The organism is Achromobacter insolitus, from assembly GCF_002209555.1.
GTDB lineage: Bacteria > Pseudomonadota > Gammaproteobacteria > Burkholderiales > Burkholderiaceae_B > Achromobacter > Achromobacter insolitus.
The window spans coordinates 26,391-40,554 of the sequence record NZ_NJIF01000004.1; the positions used below are offsets into that span (position 1 = coordinate 26,391).

Consider the following 14,164-nt stretch of genomic DNA (forward strand, 5'->3'; position numbering starts at 1 on the left):
GAATTCCATCCGCCGGAATCAAAATGGCCTGTTTTTAAGCGTTCGTAACAAACACGCGCGCCGCCATGCGCTTCGGTAAGATCCTCGTCCAATAACAGGTTAACAACCACGAGGAGAGCAAAACATGCCTTACCGCAAACCGCTGTTCCGCCTGGCGCCGCTGGCGCTCGCCGCGCACTTGCTGATGGCGGGTCCGGCCGCCGCCCAAAGCGCGCCGGGCACCCAAGGACCGCTCGTGCCGGCGCCCAATCCCGCGCTGGCCGACCAGATCGACCAGCGCGCCAAGGCCATCGAAGACAAGCTGATCGCCTGGCGCCGCGACATCCATGAACACCCCGAACTGGGCAACCAGGAAAACCGCACGGCCAAGCTGGTCGCAGACCACTTGCGCGCGCTGGGCATGGAGGTGAAGACCGGCGTGGCGGGCACCGGCGTAGTTGCCGTGCTCAAGGGTGGCAAGCCCGGCCCCGTGGTCGCGCTGCGCGCCGACATGGACGCGCTGCCCGTCAAGGAACAAGTCGACCTCCCCTTCGCATCCAAGGCCAAGGGTACCTACCTGGGCAAGGAAGTGGACGTCATGCATGCCTGCGGCCACGACACCCACACCGCCATCCTGATGGCTACCGCCGAAGTACTGGCAGGCATGAAGGACCAGCTCCCCGGCAGCGTGAAATTCATCTTCCAGCCCGCCGAGGAAAGCCCGGCCGATTTCGAGCCCGACGGCAAGAAAATCTGGGGCGCAAAAATGATGGTGCAGGAAGGCGTGCTGGAGAATCCCAAGGTGGACGCCATCTTCGGCCTGCACGTGTCCAGCGCCTACCCCGCGGGCAAGCTTTCCTGGCGCAGCGGACCCGCCATGGCCGCCGCCGACCAGTTCTGGATCGACGTCACCGGCAAGCAGACGCATGGCGCGCGCCCCTGGTCGGGCATCGACCCCATCGTGGTCAGCTCGCAGATCATCCTGGGCCTGCAGACCATTCCCAGCAGACAGATCAACAGCATGCTGGAGCCGGCCGTCATTACCGTGGGCGCGATCCACGGCGGCAACCGCATGAACATCGTGCCGGACAACGTCGCCATGACGGGCACCATACGCACGTATGACGAAGGCATGAAGAAGGACATCCACCAGCGCATCGCGCGCACTGCCGACATGATCGCGCAAAGCGCGGGCGCCAAGGCGGACGTGCGCGTGGTGGAGCTGTACAACGCCACCGTCAACAATCCAGCGCTTACCGAGCAGATGGGCCCGACCTTGCGTCGCGTCGCGGGCGAAGGCAACTACGGCCTGCAGCCCAAATCCACGGCGTCGGAGGACTTCTCCTTCTATCAGGAAAAGGTTCCTGGCATGTTCTTCTACCTGGGCGTGACGCCCAAGGGAACGGACGTGGAAAAGGCCGCGCCCAACCATTCGCCGCGCTTCTACGTCGATGAATCGGGGCTGATCAACGGCGTGCGCGCGTTGTCGAACCTGACCGTGGACTACATGGCGCAAGCGCAGAAAGGCAGCTGAAAGCGCGCCTTGCACGCGTGAAACATGCCCGCCGCGCGACGCGGCGGGCATAAGCAAACGGCTACAAAATCTTTGTCAGGCCCGGCACGGCTTTCTACAGTACGCCCCTTTGCCGCCCTTGCGGCAACCACGTAGAAAACCACGCAATGCCGATTTCCCGAAGAACCTTCATGCTTGCCGGCGCGCTGGCGCTGCCCTTGGCGCGGCCGCGCAGCGCGCGCGCAGCCGCCTGGCCCGAGCGTCCGATCCGGCTCATCGTCACCTTCCCGCCTGGCGGCGCAAGCGACATCGCCGCGCGCGTCATCGCGCCGGTGCTGGCCGAAGAGCTGGGCCAGCCCATCGTCATCGAAAACAAACCCGGCGCGGGGTCGACCATCGGCGCAAGCCTGGTGGCGCAAGCGCCCAACGACGGCTACACCCTGCTGATGTCCAATTCGGCGCCCCTGTCCATCTCGCCCGCGTTGATGCCGCAGGGCGGATACGACGCGCTCGCGAGTTTCGACCACATCGCCTATGTGGGCGCGGTGCCCACCGTGTTCGTCGTCCATCCCTCGGTGCCGGTTTCCAGCTTCGCGGAGCTGACCGCCTGGATCCGCGCGCAGGCGCAGCCCGTGCAATACGGCAGCGGCGGCCTGGCCTCGGTGGGCCAGATCGTGGGCGAGCTGTACTCCCGCCAGACCGGCGCGCGCCTGCAACACATCCCGTACAAGGGTTCGGGCGCCATGCGCAATGACCTCCTGGGCGGCCAGATCCGCTTTGCGGTCGACGCCCTGCCGCAGAACCTGCCCTTCCTGCGGTCCGGCCAATTGCGCCTGTTGGCTGTCACCACCCGCCTGCCGGTGCCGCAGGCACCCGACATCCCGGCCGTGGGACAACTGGGCTATCCCGGCCTGATCGCCGAAAACTTCATCGGCATCTCCGGACCCGCGGGTCTGCCCGAAGCCGTATCGCAGCGCTTGAACGACGCGATTGCGCTGGTGCTGGACGTGCCCGCCATACGCGCCAAACTCGAAGGACAAGGCTTCGTCCTGGCCCGCAAGTCTCCCGCGGAGTTCACCGACTTCGTCAGGCGCCAGGCGGAGGATTGGGGACCGGTCGTACGTGCCACGGGAGCCAGCCTGTGAGCGCCCGCCGCCTGCTTGTGCTGTTTGGCCATCCGGGCCGCGGCGGTTTCAACGAAGCGGCGCTGCGCGGCGCCGAACGCGCCGCGCAAGCGGGCCAAGCGCTGCGGCAGGAATGGATAGCCGCGAACGACGCCACCGCGCGCGCAGAACGTCTTGCACAATTGTGCGCAACGGGGCCGGACCTGGTCATCGTGCATGGAGGCCAGGGCGACGAACCCGTCGCTGCCGTGGCGCCACGCTATCCGCGCACGCAATTCGCCATCACTCAAGGCCACCACACCGCCGCCAACGTGGCGTCCTACGAGATCCTGCAGGAACACTCGGCCTTTCTTGCCGGCGTACTGGCAGGCCTGCGTGCCGGTAACGGGCGAGCCGCGCATCTGTCCGGCGAACGCGTCCGGCCCGGCTTGAAGGGACGCGCCGCCTATGCCGACGGCGTGCGCCGCGTCACCGGCCAGGATCCGCTTACCGCGTTCTGCGGCAATCAGCACGATCCGGCGCTTGGCGCCGCCTGGACGCGCGCGCTGGCCGCGCGCGACGCCCGTGTGCTGTTCGCCATGATGGATGGCGGGCGCGAAGGTGTGACGCGCGTTTGTCGCGAAACCGGGGTGTGGCAGATCGGCAATGTGCTGGACTGGGTGGCGCGCGATCCGCAGGTCTATCTGGCTTCGGCGCTGGCCGACTCAGGGCTGTGCGTGCAACGCGCGGCCGCAGACCACGCCGCGGGCGCGCTGGCGGTGGGCCGCGTGACCCGCTATGGACTGGAGGAAGCCGCGTCGCTGCGGCTGGTGCTGAACGCCAAGGTCTGCGCGGAAGAACGCCGCGTGCTGGACGAATGGGCCGAACGGCTTGCATCGGGGGCCACGGACATCGCGACCGATTACGCCGGGGCGGAATTCATGCTGCCGGCGCCATCCCCGACTCGCCACGGTCACGCCGCCGCGTCGAACCCCTGGTGATACGTGACCCGGCCTTGCGCCGGGCGCGTGAACACCTGCGCCATGAAATATTCGGGCGGCACGCCGGGATAGGTCAGCGCCGGTGTCTGCGCGAAGCCAAACCGTTGGTAGTACGCCGGGTCCCCCATGACCACGCAACCCGCCGCGCCCAGGGCCTTTAGGCGCGCGATACCGTCGTGGATCAGGGCCGCGCCGATGCCCCGGCCTTGCAGCTCGGGCATCACCGTCACCGGCCCCAGTCCGTACCAGTCCGGCGAGCCGTCGCCGATCGCAACCGGAGAAAATGCAACGTGGCCCGCGATACGTCCGTCCAGCTGCGCCACCAGCGACAACGTCAGCGCGCCCGCCTCGCGCAGCGCGTCGATGATGTGGCCCTCCGTGTGCTGGCTATGTGGGTGATCTTTGAATGCGGCCTGCGTCAACGTGAAGATCGCCTCGCGGTCGCCTGGTGATTCGGGAAGTATGCGCATGCATGGGCTCCATCGGCTCAAGCGCAAAGTGTAGTCGGCCCTGGCCGCCATTGCGCATTGACGCCTGCCGGCACGCTGGCTAAAGTGGCCGGCAGACTTGCGCGCCACAAATGGGCGCCCTTTTCTTTTCGAACCACCCGCGGCGCGCCGCGGCCTCAACTCTGGACCCCTATGAACAGCTACCGCGTCGGCATCGCCGGCTTCGGCGCCATCGGCCAGGCCGTGGCGCAATCCCTGGACGCCGGCCTGCCCGGCCTGACGCTGACCGCCGTGGCGGTGCGCGACCCCAATGCCCCGCCGGCCTTTTCCTGGACCCAGGCCGCGCCACGCTATACCACCATCGACGGCCTGCACGAGCATTGCGACGTAGTGGTGGAATGCGCGCCTGCGGCCGTGTTCCGCGACATTGCCGAGCCCGTACTGCGCGCGGGCAAGAAAATGGTGGTGTTGAGTTCCGGCGCGCTGCTGCGCCATGACGACCTGATCGAACTCGCCCGCCGCCACCAGGGCCAGATCCTGGTGCCTTCGGGCGCCATCCTGGGCCTGGACGCCATTACCGCTGCGGCCGAAGGCGTCATCCATTCCGTCACCATGATCACGCGCAAGCCGGTGCGCGGCCTGCTGGGCGCGCCTTACCTGACGGAGAACAACATCGACATCGCGGACATCACCGAGCCACGCCTGATTTTCCGCGGATCGCCCCGCGAAGCGGCCGTGGGCTTTCCTGCGAACCTGAACGTGGCGGTCAGCGTGTCGCTGGCCGGCATAGGTCCCGACAAGACCACCCTGGAAATCTGGGCCGACCCCTCCCTGGAACGCAATCTGCACCGCGTCGAAGTCGTGTCCGACTCGGCCTCGTTCTCGATGGAAATCCAGAACATTCCCTCGGCCAATCCCAAGACCGGCCGCATCACCGCGCAAAGCGTGATCGCCGCGCTGCGCAAGCTGACCGGTCCTCTGCGCGTGGGCACCTGACGCCCGCCTGCGGGCCGCTCAGGCGGCCGCGCGTTGCAAGCCGCCCGGCTGAGCTTTCACCGGGCGCGGACGCTCCGCGGCGCGGCTGGCCGCCGCCATCGGGCTCATCCGCCAGCCACCCGCGCCATCCAGATCCAGCCTGTCCGTATGGAAGGCGTCCAACGTGCTGCGATGCCCCACGCTGACCAGCATGCATGACGGGATTTCAGTGCGTAGCAGGCTGTACAGCGCGTGTTCCAGGCCCTCGTCGGTGGCTGAAGTGGCCTCGTCCAGGAACACAATGGCGGGGCGGTTGTAGAGCACGCGCGCGAACGCCACGCGCTGCTGCTCGCCCATGGAAAGTATGCGCGACCAATCCGCCACCTCATCCAGCCGGCTGGCCAGATGCCCCAGATTGACCTGCCGCAGCGCCTCGGCCAGCCGAGCGTCATCCTCGGGCTGCGCCAACCCGGGATACGCGACCGCGCCGCGCAGGTCGCCCAGCGGAAGGTAAGGACGCTGCGACAGAAACAATGCCGACGCGCCCTGCGGACGCCGCACCGAACCCTGCGCATAGGGCCACAGACCAGCCAATGCGCGCAGCAAGGTGGTCTTGCCACTGCCCGAGGGCCCCTTGATCAGCAAGGCCTGGCCCGGCTTCAGGCTCAGGTTCAGATCGCGCAGCAGCACCGTGCCGTCCGGCCGCGCCACCCGCACGTCCTCAATATCCAGGCCGTCGGGCAGGGACTCGGTCTGCACGGACGGCAAGGCCCGCGCGGCCTCGTTGGCGTCAAGGAAACCATTCAGCCGGTCCAGCGTGGCGCGATACTGCGCGAAGGTGTCGTAAGACGTACGGAAAAACGACAGCGAATCCTGCACCTGCCCGAAGGCCTGCGAAGTCTGGATGACATCGCCCAGCTTGATAGCGCCGCTGAAAAAACGCGGCGCCTGCAGGATGAACGGGAACACCACGGCGACCTGGCTCACCGACAGGTTGAAGCCGTCGAACTTCAGCCCCCGGTACACCCGGGCCCACAGATTGGCGATATAGGCGGAGAAGCGCGTCCACAGGGTGGCGCGTTCCACGTGCTCGCCCTGATAGAACGCCACGTTCTCGGCGTTCTCGCGCAGGCGGACCAGGGCGTAACGGAAGTTGGCCGTCAGCCGTTCGGACAGGAAATTCAGCTTGATCAGCGGACGCCCGATCTTGAAGGCGAACAGGGTCGCCACGATCACGTAGAGATACACCATGAACACCATGGCTCGCGGGATCTCAACGCCGGCCACGGTCAAGGCGCCAGACAGGCCCCACAATATCGAAGTAAACGCCACCAGCGACACGACCGCGCTCAGCGCCCCGATCGCCAGCGTGCGCGACCCCGTCACGAACATGGCGATATCTTGTTCGATACGCTGGTCAGGGTTGTCGACGGGCGCGTCGACGAAGTGGCCTCGGTAGTAGGCGCCCGCGCCCAACCAATCGCGCGTGAGACGATCATTGAGCCACACGCGCCAACGGATATCGAACGCCTGTCCGACGTAGCTGTCGGCGAGCGTGCGCACCACGTGCACACAGGCGAGCACCGAGAATATGCCCAGGAAACGCCAGAATGCGCTCTGGTCCAGCGCCTGCAATGCGCTGTAGAACCCGTTGTACCAGAACGAAAACAACACCGTCATGCGCACGGCGAACATCGCCAGGAACAGCAGCAGGGCCAAAGTCAGCAGAGGCCGCCAACTGCGCCGGGGATCAAGATAGGGCCAGGCCAGCCGCCAGAACTTGCGTCCCCAGTCCGTGCCGCGCGCGAGCAAGAACACCACCAGCGCCAGCGCGACGGCCGAAATGCCGAACGCGCGCGCCAGCCAAAGCCCGCTTTCCGCCAGTTGCTGCTGCCAGTTCAGGTCCATGACCTCCCTCCAGATACGCGTTCCTTGTTAGACGTGGCGCGTACTTCGAGTTCCGGCAGAGGGCCCGTTTTAAGCCTGGCTTAAGCGTTTCGCCTGGGTAGATGAAGGCTGGTTGAAAGTTGCCGCAGGTTCAGCCCGCGCCCAGGTCCAGATTGGCGAACATGTCTGCGAGCGTGGGGACGGACCGTGCGGGCCAAATCGCGCTCAAATCGAAGCTGGGAAGGGCTTGGCCGTCGCGCACGTCGCAGAACCTCACGCCGCGGAAATCCATCGAGCGGATCCAGCTGGGCAGCAGGGCCACCCCACAGCCGCCCGCCACGCAGGACAGCACCGTCAGCGTGCGATTGGCCTCTTGCGCAACATGGGCGTCGTGGCCTGCCTTGCGCATGGCGTCCAGAATGCCTGCATACAGCGAAGGCAGCTGAGACTGCGGATACATCACCAACCCCGCCTGCGCGATCTGCGCCATGCTGACCTGGCCGTCGCCCGGCACATCGAATTCATCCGGCACCGCGGCCACCAGCCGGTCGCGCAACAGTTGGCGTTCGCGCATACGGCCGCCCACCGCGACCGGCGTGTGCATCAGGCCGATGTCGATCTCGCCTGCCTGCAGGGCCTCAGCCTGTTCGGCATTGCTCATTTCGCGCAGGATCACCCGCACCCCGGGCGCCAGCCGACGCATCTCGCGCAATGCGCGAGGCAGGGTGTCGAACAATGCCGAGGACACCAGTCCGACCGTCAATTGTCCCGCGCTGCCGCGGCCGATCTCGCGCGCCCGCTGCGCCGCCGCGTCGATCCGCGCCACGCTGGCGCGCACATCTTCCAGGATGGCAAGCGCGGCGGGCGTGGGGGTGGCGCCGCGGCGCGAACGCTCGAACAGGCTCACGCCCAGGTCTCGTTCCATGCGGCCCAGTCCCTGGCTCAACGCCGGCTGCGCGATACCGAGCCATTCCGACGCGCGACTGACGCTGCCATGATCGATCACGGCCAGGAAGTAGCGCAGATGCCTGGTTTCCATATCGATTCGATATATATAAAACTGGATTAAATAATAGAAAAGTATATTTCAACTTTCTAGAATCCCGCCTTGTATAAAGCGCCGCGACGCCTGTCCCGAGCGCACAACAAGGAGACCGCTTTGCCCTCCCCCGTCATCGGCTGCGCCGTCGACACCCATGCGCATGTGTTCCGGCAAGGCTTGGCACTCGCCGACGTGCGCCGGCACACGCCCGACTACGATGCGACGCCCGCCGAATATCTCGCGCTGCTGGACGCCCACGGCCTGACGCATGGCGTATTAGTGCAACCGAGCTTCCTGGGCACGGACAACAGCCATATGGTCCAGGCGCTGCGCGCCGCGCGTGGCCGCCTGCGGGGCGTCGCGGTCGTGGCTCCGGAAATCTCCGAGGCCGGGCTTCAGGAACTCGCCGAAGCCGGCGTGGCCGGCATCCGGCTGAATCTGATCGGCCTGGATTTGCCCCAAGTGGACACGCCGGCCTGGCGTACCCTGCTGGCCCGCATCAACGCGCTGGGCTGGCACGTCGAATTGCATCTGCAAGCCGCGCGACTGCCCGACATCCTGCCCCGCCTGCTGACCGCCGGTTGCCGCATCGTAGTGGATCACTTCGGCCGCCCGGATCCCGCGCTGGGCACCTCGGATCCCGGCTTTCACTACCTGCTGCAACAAGCGGACAACGGCCGCATCTGGGTGAAGCTGTCGGCTCCTTACCGCAACTGGCCGGCTGCGGCCTGCGCCGCATCGGGCCGCCTGGCCGCACAGCAACTGCTGCAGGCCTATACCCCGGAGCGGCTCATGTGGGGCAGCGACTGGCCCCACACCGAGCATCGGCACCTGGCGTCTTATCCGGCCGCAACGCAATGGTTGGACGCCTGGCTCGACCGCCCCGAACAACGCCGCATCGTGCTTGCCGACACCCCATTGCGCCTATTCCAATTCCAAGGAGACAAACCATGATTCCTCTGTTCAAACACCTGGTGCGCGGCAGGAACGTGCTTGCCGCCGGCCTGCTGGCCGCGACCGCAAGCGCCGCATCCGCCGCCTATCCCGAACGCGCCGTCACCCTGGTCGTGACCTACCCGCCCGGCGGCACCGTCGACGTGGTGGCGCGCTTGATCGGTCCCAGGCTGGCTGCCGAGCTGGGCCAGCCCGTGGTCATCGAGAACCGCGGAGGCGCGGGCGGCATGATCGGCGGCGCCGTTGTGGCCAAGGCCAAGCCCGACGGCTACACCCTGATGCTGGACGCGTCCAACCACGCACAGAATCCCGCGCTGCATTCGAAGATGCAATTCGACACGCTGACCGCATTCGCGCCCGTATCCCTGCTGCTGCGCGTGCCCAACGTGCTGGTCGTTACGCCATCGTACGAAGTCCAGACCGTAGCCGACCTGATCAAGCTCGGTCAGCCCGGCGCCAAGGAGCACGTGTACTTCGCTTCGGCCGGACCGGGTTCGGCACAGCATCTGGCCGGCGAACTGTTCAATCTGCTGGCCAAGACCCAGTTGCAGCACGTGGCCTATAAAGGCGGCGGTCCGGCCATGATCGACGTGATGTCCGGCCAGGTGCCCGTGATGTTCGCCAGCATGGGTTCGGCGTGGCAGCACGTGAAGAACGGCAAGCTGCGCGCCGTGGCCGTCGGTGGGCTCGAACGTTCCCGGACGGCGCCTGACCTGCCCACTATCGCCGAGTCTGGCGTGCCTGGCTACGAAACCTATGAATGGAACGCCGTGTTCGCGCCCGCCGGCACGCCGCCCGAAATCGTGGACCAGGTATCCAACGCGCTGGCCAAGGTGTTGAAAGAACCCGCCATCGCCGCACAACTGGCGGGCATCGGCGCCGAGCCCATTGGTTCTACCCCGGCCGAGCTGGACACCTTCCGCCGCGCCGAGATCGCCAAGTGGCAACGCGTCGTGCAGGAAGCCGACCTGGCGCTGGATTGAGCGGTGCCGGGCATCGCTCCCGGCTATGATGGTCCCTGATACAGCAATCCGGCAGGGACGATCAGATGGACAAGATCCGGCTAGACAAATGGCTATGGGCCGCGCGCTTCTACAAGACGCGCAGCCTGGCCGTGCAGGAAATCGGCAAGGGCCGGGTATTGGTCAACGATCAACCGGCGAAACCCGCGCGCGAGGTCGCTCCAGGCGACCTGGTTACGGTGCGCAAGGAAGATCCTGCGCTGCATGTGCGGGTCATGGGCATCAGCGGCGTGCGCGGTCCCGCGCCCGTCGCGCGCCAGCTCTATGAAGAAACGCCCGAAAGCGTGGCGGCGCGCGAACGCGCCGCCGAAATGCGCCGCCTGGCGCCCGAGCCCGCGCTGGGCATCGAAGCGGGACGCCCGACCAAGCGCGACCGGCGCTTGATCGACCAGATGCGCGGCAAGTAAGTCCGCACGCCCTCACGATCCATTTCCATTTCGCAAGCCCATCATGAAAAGCAGTTCTACTGGCGGTCTGGTCTATTCCACCGACGGCGGCCGCATGTGTCCGGAATGCCGCAAGCCGCAGGCGCAATGCCTGTGCAAGCAGGCGGCCCGGGCGGCGCCCGCGGGCGATGGCGTGGCCCGCGTATCGCGTGAAACCAAGGGACGCGGCGGCAAGAGCGTTACCGTGGTCAAGGGCCTGGCCCTGGATGGCGCGGCGCTGAACGCGCTGGGCAAGCAGTTACGCAACGCATGCGGCTCTGGCGGGACAGTGAAGGATGGCGTAATCGAAATCCAGGGTGACCATTGCGACCGCGTCTTGGACACCCTGCAAAAGCAAGGCATCCGCGCCAAGCGCGCGGGCGGCTGATACCGACGGAGAACAAGCAATGACTGATCTGCAAACCGCCAACGTCGCCAGCTGGCACGCCCATGTGTATTTCGACGCCGCCAGCCGCGACGCGGCGCGTGCCCTGCGCGAACGGATCGCCGCGCGCTTTGACGGCAAGATGGAATTGGGGCGCTTCCATGAGCGCCCCGTCGGCCCGCATCCCCAATGGAGCTACCAGATTGCGTTTACGCCCGAACACTTCGCGGAAATTGCCACCTGGCTGACGCTGCATCACGGGACGCTGGATGTCTTCCTGCATCCCAATACCGGCGACTCCCTGCGAGACCACCGCGATTGCGCGGTCTGGATCGGCCGCAGCTACACGCTGAACCTGCAGGCGCTGGGCGCCTGACGGCTACAGCGCGCGGCCGACGATCAACGAGTCCAGCGCCATCATGGGATCGCTGCTCTTGCCTTCATACGGCAGGCGGCTGAGCACGTAGCGCATCGCGTTCAGGCGCGCGCGCTTCTTGCAGTCGGACTTGACCACCACCCACGGTGCGTCGGCCGTGTCGGTATGCGCGAACATCGCTTCCTTGGCGCGGGTGTAGTCGTCCCACTTGTCCAGCGAGGCCAGGTCCACGGGGCTAAGCTTCCACTGCTTGAGCGGATGCACCTTGCGCTGCAGAAAGCGGCGGCGCTGCTCTTCCTGACTGACCGAGAACCAGAACTTGATCAGGTGGATGCCGCTGCTGACCAGGTGGCGTTCAAAATCCGGCACCTGGCGCAGGAAATCCAGGTATTCGTTCTGGGTGCAAAAGCCCATGACCCGTTCCACGCCGGCGCGGTTGTACCAGGAACGGTCGAACATGACGATCTCGCCCGCGGTAGGCAGATGCTGCACATAGCGCTGGAAATACCACTGGCCTCTCTCCGTGTCGGAGGGCTTTTCCAGAGCGACCACGCGCGCGCCGCGCGGATTCAGGTGTTCCATCATGCGTTTGATGGTGCCGCCCTTGCCGGCGGCATCACGGCCTTCGAACAGGATCACCACCCGCTGGCCAGTGGCCTTGACCCACGCCTGCAGCTTCAGCAATTCGACTTGCAGGTTGTACTTCTGCTTCTCGTAATTGCGGCGCAGCATGCGGTGGCGATAGGGATAGATGCCTTCGCGCCAATCGGCCGCCAGTTCGTCGTCGGGATTGCGGCGCGTGCGTGGCGCCATCGAATTGGCCTCCAGCAGCGCGCGGTGCACGGCCTGCGCATCGTCCGGGGACAAGTCTTCGATCACCGAGCGCAATGCCTCGCGCGCCTGCACCGGCGCGCTGACGTTGTAGCGACGGGCAATATCGGCCAGCACGGCGACGGTCTCCTGGCGCGCGGCATCCTGGCGGGCGACGACACGCTTGCGGACGTCGAGAGCCGGCTCGGCGGAGGCCGCTGCGGACACGGGATCGGTAGCGGGCGCCGGCGTCTTGGCCGCGCGCGGCTGGCGGCCGGTGGTCACCGCCGTGACCACGGTCTTGACGACCGGTGTGGCGGAGGCGCTGGCGGTACGCTTGGCGGCGCGCTTACGCGGCGCTTCGGCTACGGCTTGTTCGGTGGCTTGGCTTGTCTTGTCTGTCATCGATGCTGTCCTCGCTGCGCTGATCGTCCTGTCCGCGGCCAGGCTTGCGCCTGCGGCCCATTTCGGAAAAGCGCAAACGCTACCCTGAGCCCCGGTCCGCGGATTTGACCTCGATCAAACGTTGTAACATTTTTGCAGCGATGCAGGCCGCTACACTGGCCTTCCTTCATCCATCCATACGCCATGTGGTCCATCATCAAGCGGCTGCTTGCCGGCCCGACACCGCCCGAAGATCCCTTGCGCGAAACCGTGAGTTTCGACGACGCCGGCCTCACGCGCAGCAGTGAACTGGCGCGCGCGCTGGGCCAGCGGGAATTCTGGCCGTGGCACGACATCCATGAATTCGGATTCCGCTACACGCAGGCCATCTATCCCGACCCCTGGTCGGGCGATTACATGGAGGGCCTGTGGTTCGTGCGCGTGCCGAGCGACGGCGGCGGGCTGATGGCCATGGAATTCGACGCCGCGATCCTGGACGTGGAACGCCTGCCTGCCGCCTTGCTGCGCCACCTGCCCGGACTGGACCACGGCATACTGCGCGCGGGGCTGGCCGCCGCCGCGCGCGGGCCGCGCAATTTTTCGGACGAAGGAGAATGGGTGGCTTGGCGGCGTTCGGACTCTACACCCGGTCCAGGCCCTGCCTGAGATCCGCCAGGATGTCCTCGGGCGTCTCAAGTCCCACCGAAAGACGCAACAAGCCTTCGGACAGGCCGTAGCGTTCACGGTCCTCGGCCGTATAGCTGGCATGCGTCATAGATGCGGGGTGCTGGATCAGGGTTTCGGGGTCGCCCAGGCTGACCGCGATGCGCGCCAGCTTCAGGCTGTTGAGCAGCGTTCGTCCGGCGGCCAGCCCGCCCTTGAGCTCGAACGCGACCAGGCCGCCGCCCGCCGATTGTTGGCGCCGCGCAATGTCCGCGCCCGCCGTGTCCGCCAATCCGGGATAGAACACGTCGGCCACCGCGGCATGCTCGCGCAGCAGCCTGGCCACCTTCAAGGCGGATTCGCAGTGACGCTGCACGCGCAGCTCCAGCGTCTTGATGCCGCGCAATACCAGGAAGGCGGTAAAGGGCGACAGGGTCGCGCCTGTGAAGTAGCGCAGGCCCTGCAGCCGGATCGCGTCGATGTGCTCCTTGCGGCCCAAGACCGCGCCCGCCAGCAGATCGCCGTGCCCGCCCAGGTACTTGGTAGCCGAATGCAGCACGATATCGGCGCCGTGCTCCAGTGGACGTTGCAGCACCGGCGTGGCAAAGGTGTTGTCCACGATAGTCAGCAGCCCTTGGCCGCGGGCGATCGCGGACACCGCCGCGATATCCACCAGGCGCAGGTTCGGATTGGCCGGCGTCTCGAAATAGACCGCGCGCGTGTTGGGTCCGATGGCCGCGGCCACGGTTTCGGGGCGCGTGAAATCCGCGAACACCGCGCGAACGCCAAAGCGGGCCAGCCCCTGGGTGAACAAGGTGAACGCGGTGCCATACACAATCTGGTCCACCACGATCTCGTCGCCGCTTTGCAGCAGCGAGAACAAGGTGGCCGAGATCGCCGCCATGCCAGACGCGGTGACGACGCCGGCCTCGGCGCCTTCCAGGGACGCCAGCCGCTCTTCCAACAGCGCCTGCGTCGGATTGCGGGTGCGGCCATAGACATAGCCCTGCTTCTCGCCCAGGCGGATCTGATCGAAGGCCTCGATGCTGTCCTGCGTGTAGGTGGAAGTGAGATAGAGCGGAGGCGCCAGCGCGCCCTGCTCGTCCAGCGGGTCATACCCCAGATGGATAGCGCGGGTAGCGAAACCGTGTTGCGAGGACTCGGACATTTCAACGTTCCTGTAAACGGGTGAAGCC

Annotated in this window: 15 protein-coding genes; 10 read left to right on the forward strand and 5 right to left on the reverse strand. The window is 66.3% G+C overall.

Translation table 11 applies throughout. The features are described from left to right. Positions 1-124: 124 nt before the first annotated feature. The 3 genes from CEY08_RS15195 (at position 125) to CEY08_RS15205 (ending at position 3,596) form a co-directional block, all read left to right on the forward strand. Positions 125-1,513, forward strand: coding sequence for an amidohydrolase (locus CEY08_RS15195; RefSeq protein WP_063641258.1), 1,389 nt, complete (start codon positions 125-127; stop codon positions 1,511-1,513). Between the two features lie 146 nt (positions 1,514-1,659). Next, the gene (locus CEY08_RS15200; RefSeq protein WP_076814494.1) at positions 1,660-2,637 is read left to right on the forward strand and encodes a Bug family tripartite tricarboxylate transporter substrate binding protein; all 978 of its coding nucleotides are present in this window, start codon (positions 1,660-1,662) and stop codon (positions 2,635-2,637) included. Then, positions 2,634-3,596 carry a BMP family ABC transporter substrate-binding protein gene (locus CEY08_RS15205; protein WP_063960515.1) on the forward strand — a complete coding sequence of 321 codons (963 nt, stop codon included), beginning with the start codon at positions 2,634-2,636 and terminating at the stop codon, positions 3,594-3,596. Before CEY08_RS15200 ends, CEY08_RS15205 begins: the two co-directional genes overlap by 4 nt. Here CEY08_RS15205 and CEY08_RS15210 read toward each other — a convergent pair. Continuing rightward, positions 3,569-4,066: a GNAT family N-acetyltransferase gene (locus CEY08_RS15210; protein ID WP_076814496.1), complete on the reverse strand. Its 498-nt coding sequence runs from the start codon at positions 4,064-4,066 to the stop codon at positions 3,569-3,571. The two genes, CEY08_RS15205 and CEY08_RS15210, sit on opposite strands and share 28 nt — an antisense overlap. Positions 4,067-4,237: 171 nt before the next feature. Here CEY08_RS15210 and CEY08_RS15215 point away from each other — a divergent pair, with 171 nt between their 5' ends. After that, entirely contained in the window at positions 4,238-5,041 is an 804-nt protein-coding gene (locus CEY08_RS15215) for an aspartate dehydrogenase (protein ID WP_076814498.1), read from the forward strand. Between the two features lie 18 nt (positions 5,042-5,059). On the opposite strand, the gene CEY08_RS15220 is transcribed toward CEY08_RS15215, so the two are convergent. After that, positions 5,060-6,928 carry an ABC transporter ATP-binding protein/permease gene (locus tag CEY08_RS15220; protein WP_076814500.1) on the reverse strand — a complete coding sequence of 623 codons (1,869 nt, stop codon included), beginning with the start codon at positions 6,926-6,928 and terminating at the stop codon, positions 5,060-5,062. A gap of 130 nt (positions 6,929-7,058) precedes the next feature. Then, a complete protein-coding gene (locus CEY08_RS15225) occupies positions 7,059-7,946 on the reverse strand; it encodes a LysR family transcriptional regulator (protein ID WP_076814502.1) in 888 nt (295 codons plus the stop codon). 120 nt (positions 7,947-8,066) lie between these two features. Here CEY08_RS15225 and CEY08_RS15230 point away from each other — a divergent pair, with 120 nt between their 5' ends. The 5 genes from CEY08_RS15230 to CEY08_RS15250 all read left to right on the forward strand — a co-directional run bounded on the left by CEY08_RS15230 (position 8,067) and on the right by CEY08_RS15250 (position 11,111). Continuing rightward, positions 8,067-8,903, forward strand: coding sequence for an amidohydrolase family protein (locus tag CEY08_RS15230; RefSeq protein ID WP_232033828.1), 837 nt, complete (start codon positions 8,067-8,069; stop codon positions 8,901-8,903). After that, a complete protein-coding gene (locus CEY08_RS15235; protein WP_063960513.1) occupies positions 8,900-9,886 on the forward strand; it encodes a tripartite tricarboxylate transporter substrate binding protein in 987 nt (328 codons plus the stop codon). Before CEY08_RS15230 ends, CEY08_RS15235 begins: the two co-directional genes overlap by 4 nt. A 65-nt stretch (positions 9,887-9,951) precedes the next feature. Beyond that, entirely contained in the window at positions 9,952-10,332 is a 381-nt protein-coding gene (locus CEY08_RS15240) for an RNA-binding S4 domain-containing protein (protein WP_063641251.1), read from the forward strand. Between the two features lie 43 nt (positions 10,333-10,375). Continuing rightward, positions 10,376-10,738 carry a translation initiation factor Sui1 gene (locus tag CEY08_RS15245; RefSeq protein ID WP_076814504.1) on the forward strand — a complete coding sequence of 121 codons (363 nt, stop codon included), beginning with the start codon at positions 10,376-10,378 and terminating at the stop codon, positions 10,736-10,738. A 19-nt stretch (positions 10,739-10,757) separates the two neighbouring features. Continuing rightward, positions 10,758-11,111 (forward strand): DOPA 4,5-dioxygenase family protein, encoded by a 354-nt coding sequence (locus CEY08_RS15250; protein ID WP_076814506.1) that lies wholly within the window; start codon positions 10,758-10,760, stop codon positions 11,109-11,111. Positions 11,112-11,114: 3 nt separating this feature from the next. On the opposite strand, the gene ppk2 is transcribed toward CEY08_RS15250, so the two are convergent. Then, positions 11,115-12,326 carry a polyphosphate kinase 2 gene (gene ppk2, locus CEY08_RS15255; protein ID WP_076814508.1) on the reverse strand — a complete coding sequence of 404 codons (1,212 nt, stop codon included), beginning with the start codon at positions 12,324-12,326 and terminating at the stop codon, positions 11,115-11,117. A 183-nt stretch (positions 12,327-12,509) separates the two neighbouring features. Between ppk2 and CEY08_RS15260 the strand changes: the two genes are divergently transcribed. After that, positions 12,510-12,971, forward strand: coding sequence for a hypothetical protein (locus CEY08_RS15260; RefSeq protein ID WP_063960512.1), 462 nt, complete (start codon positions 12,510-12,512; stop codon positions 12,969-12,971). Here CEY08_RS15260 and CEY08_RS15265 read toward each other — a convergent pair. Then, positions 12,946-14,136 (reverse strand): trans-sulfuration enzyme family protein, encoded by a 1,191-nt coding sequence (locus CEY08_RS15265; RefSeq protein WP_076814509.1) that lies wholly within the window; start codon positions 14,134-14,136, stop codon positions 12,946-12,948. The genes CEY08_RS15260 and CEY08_RS15265 overlap by 26 nt on opposite strands. Between the last annotated feature and the right edge of the window lie 28 nt (positions 14,137-14,164).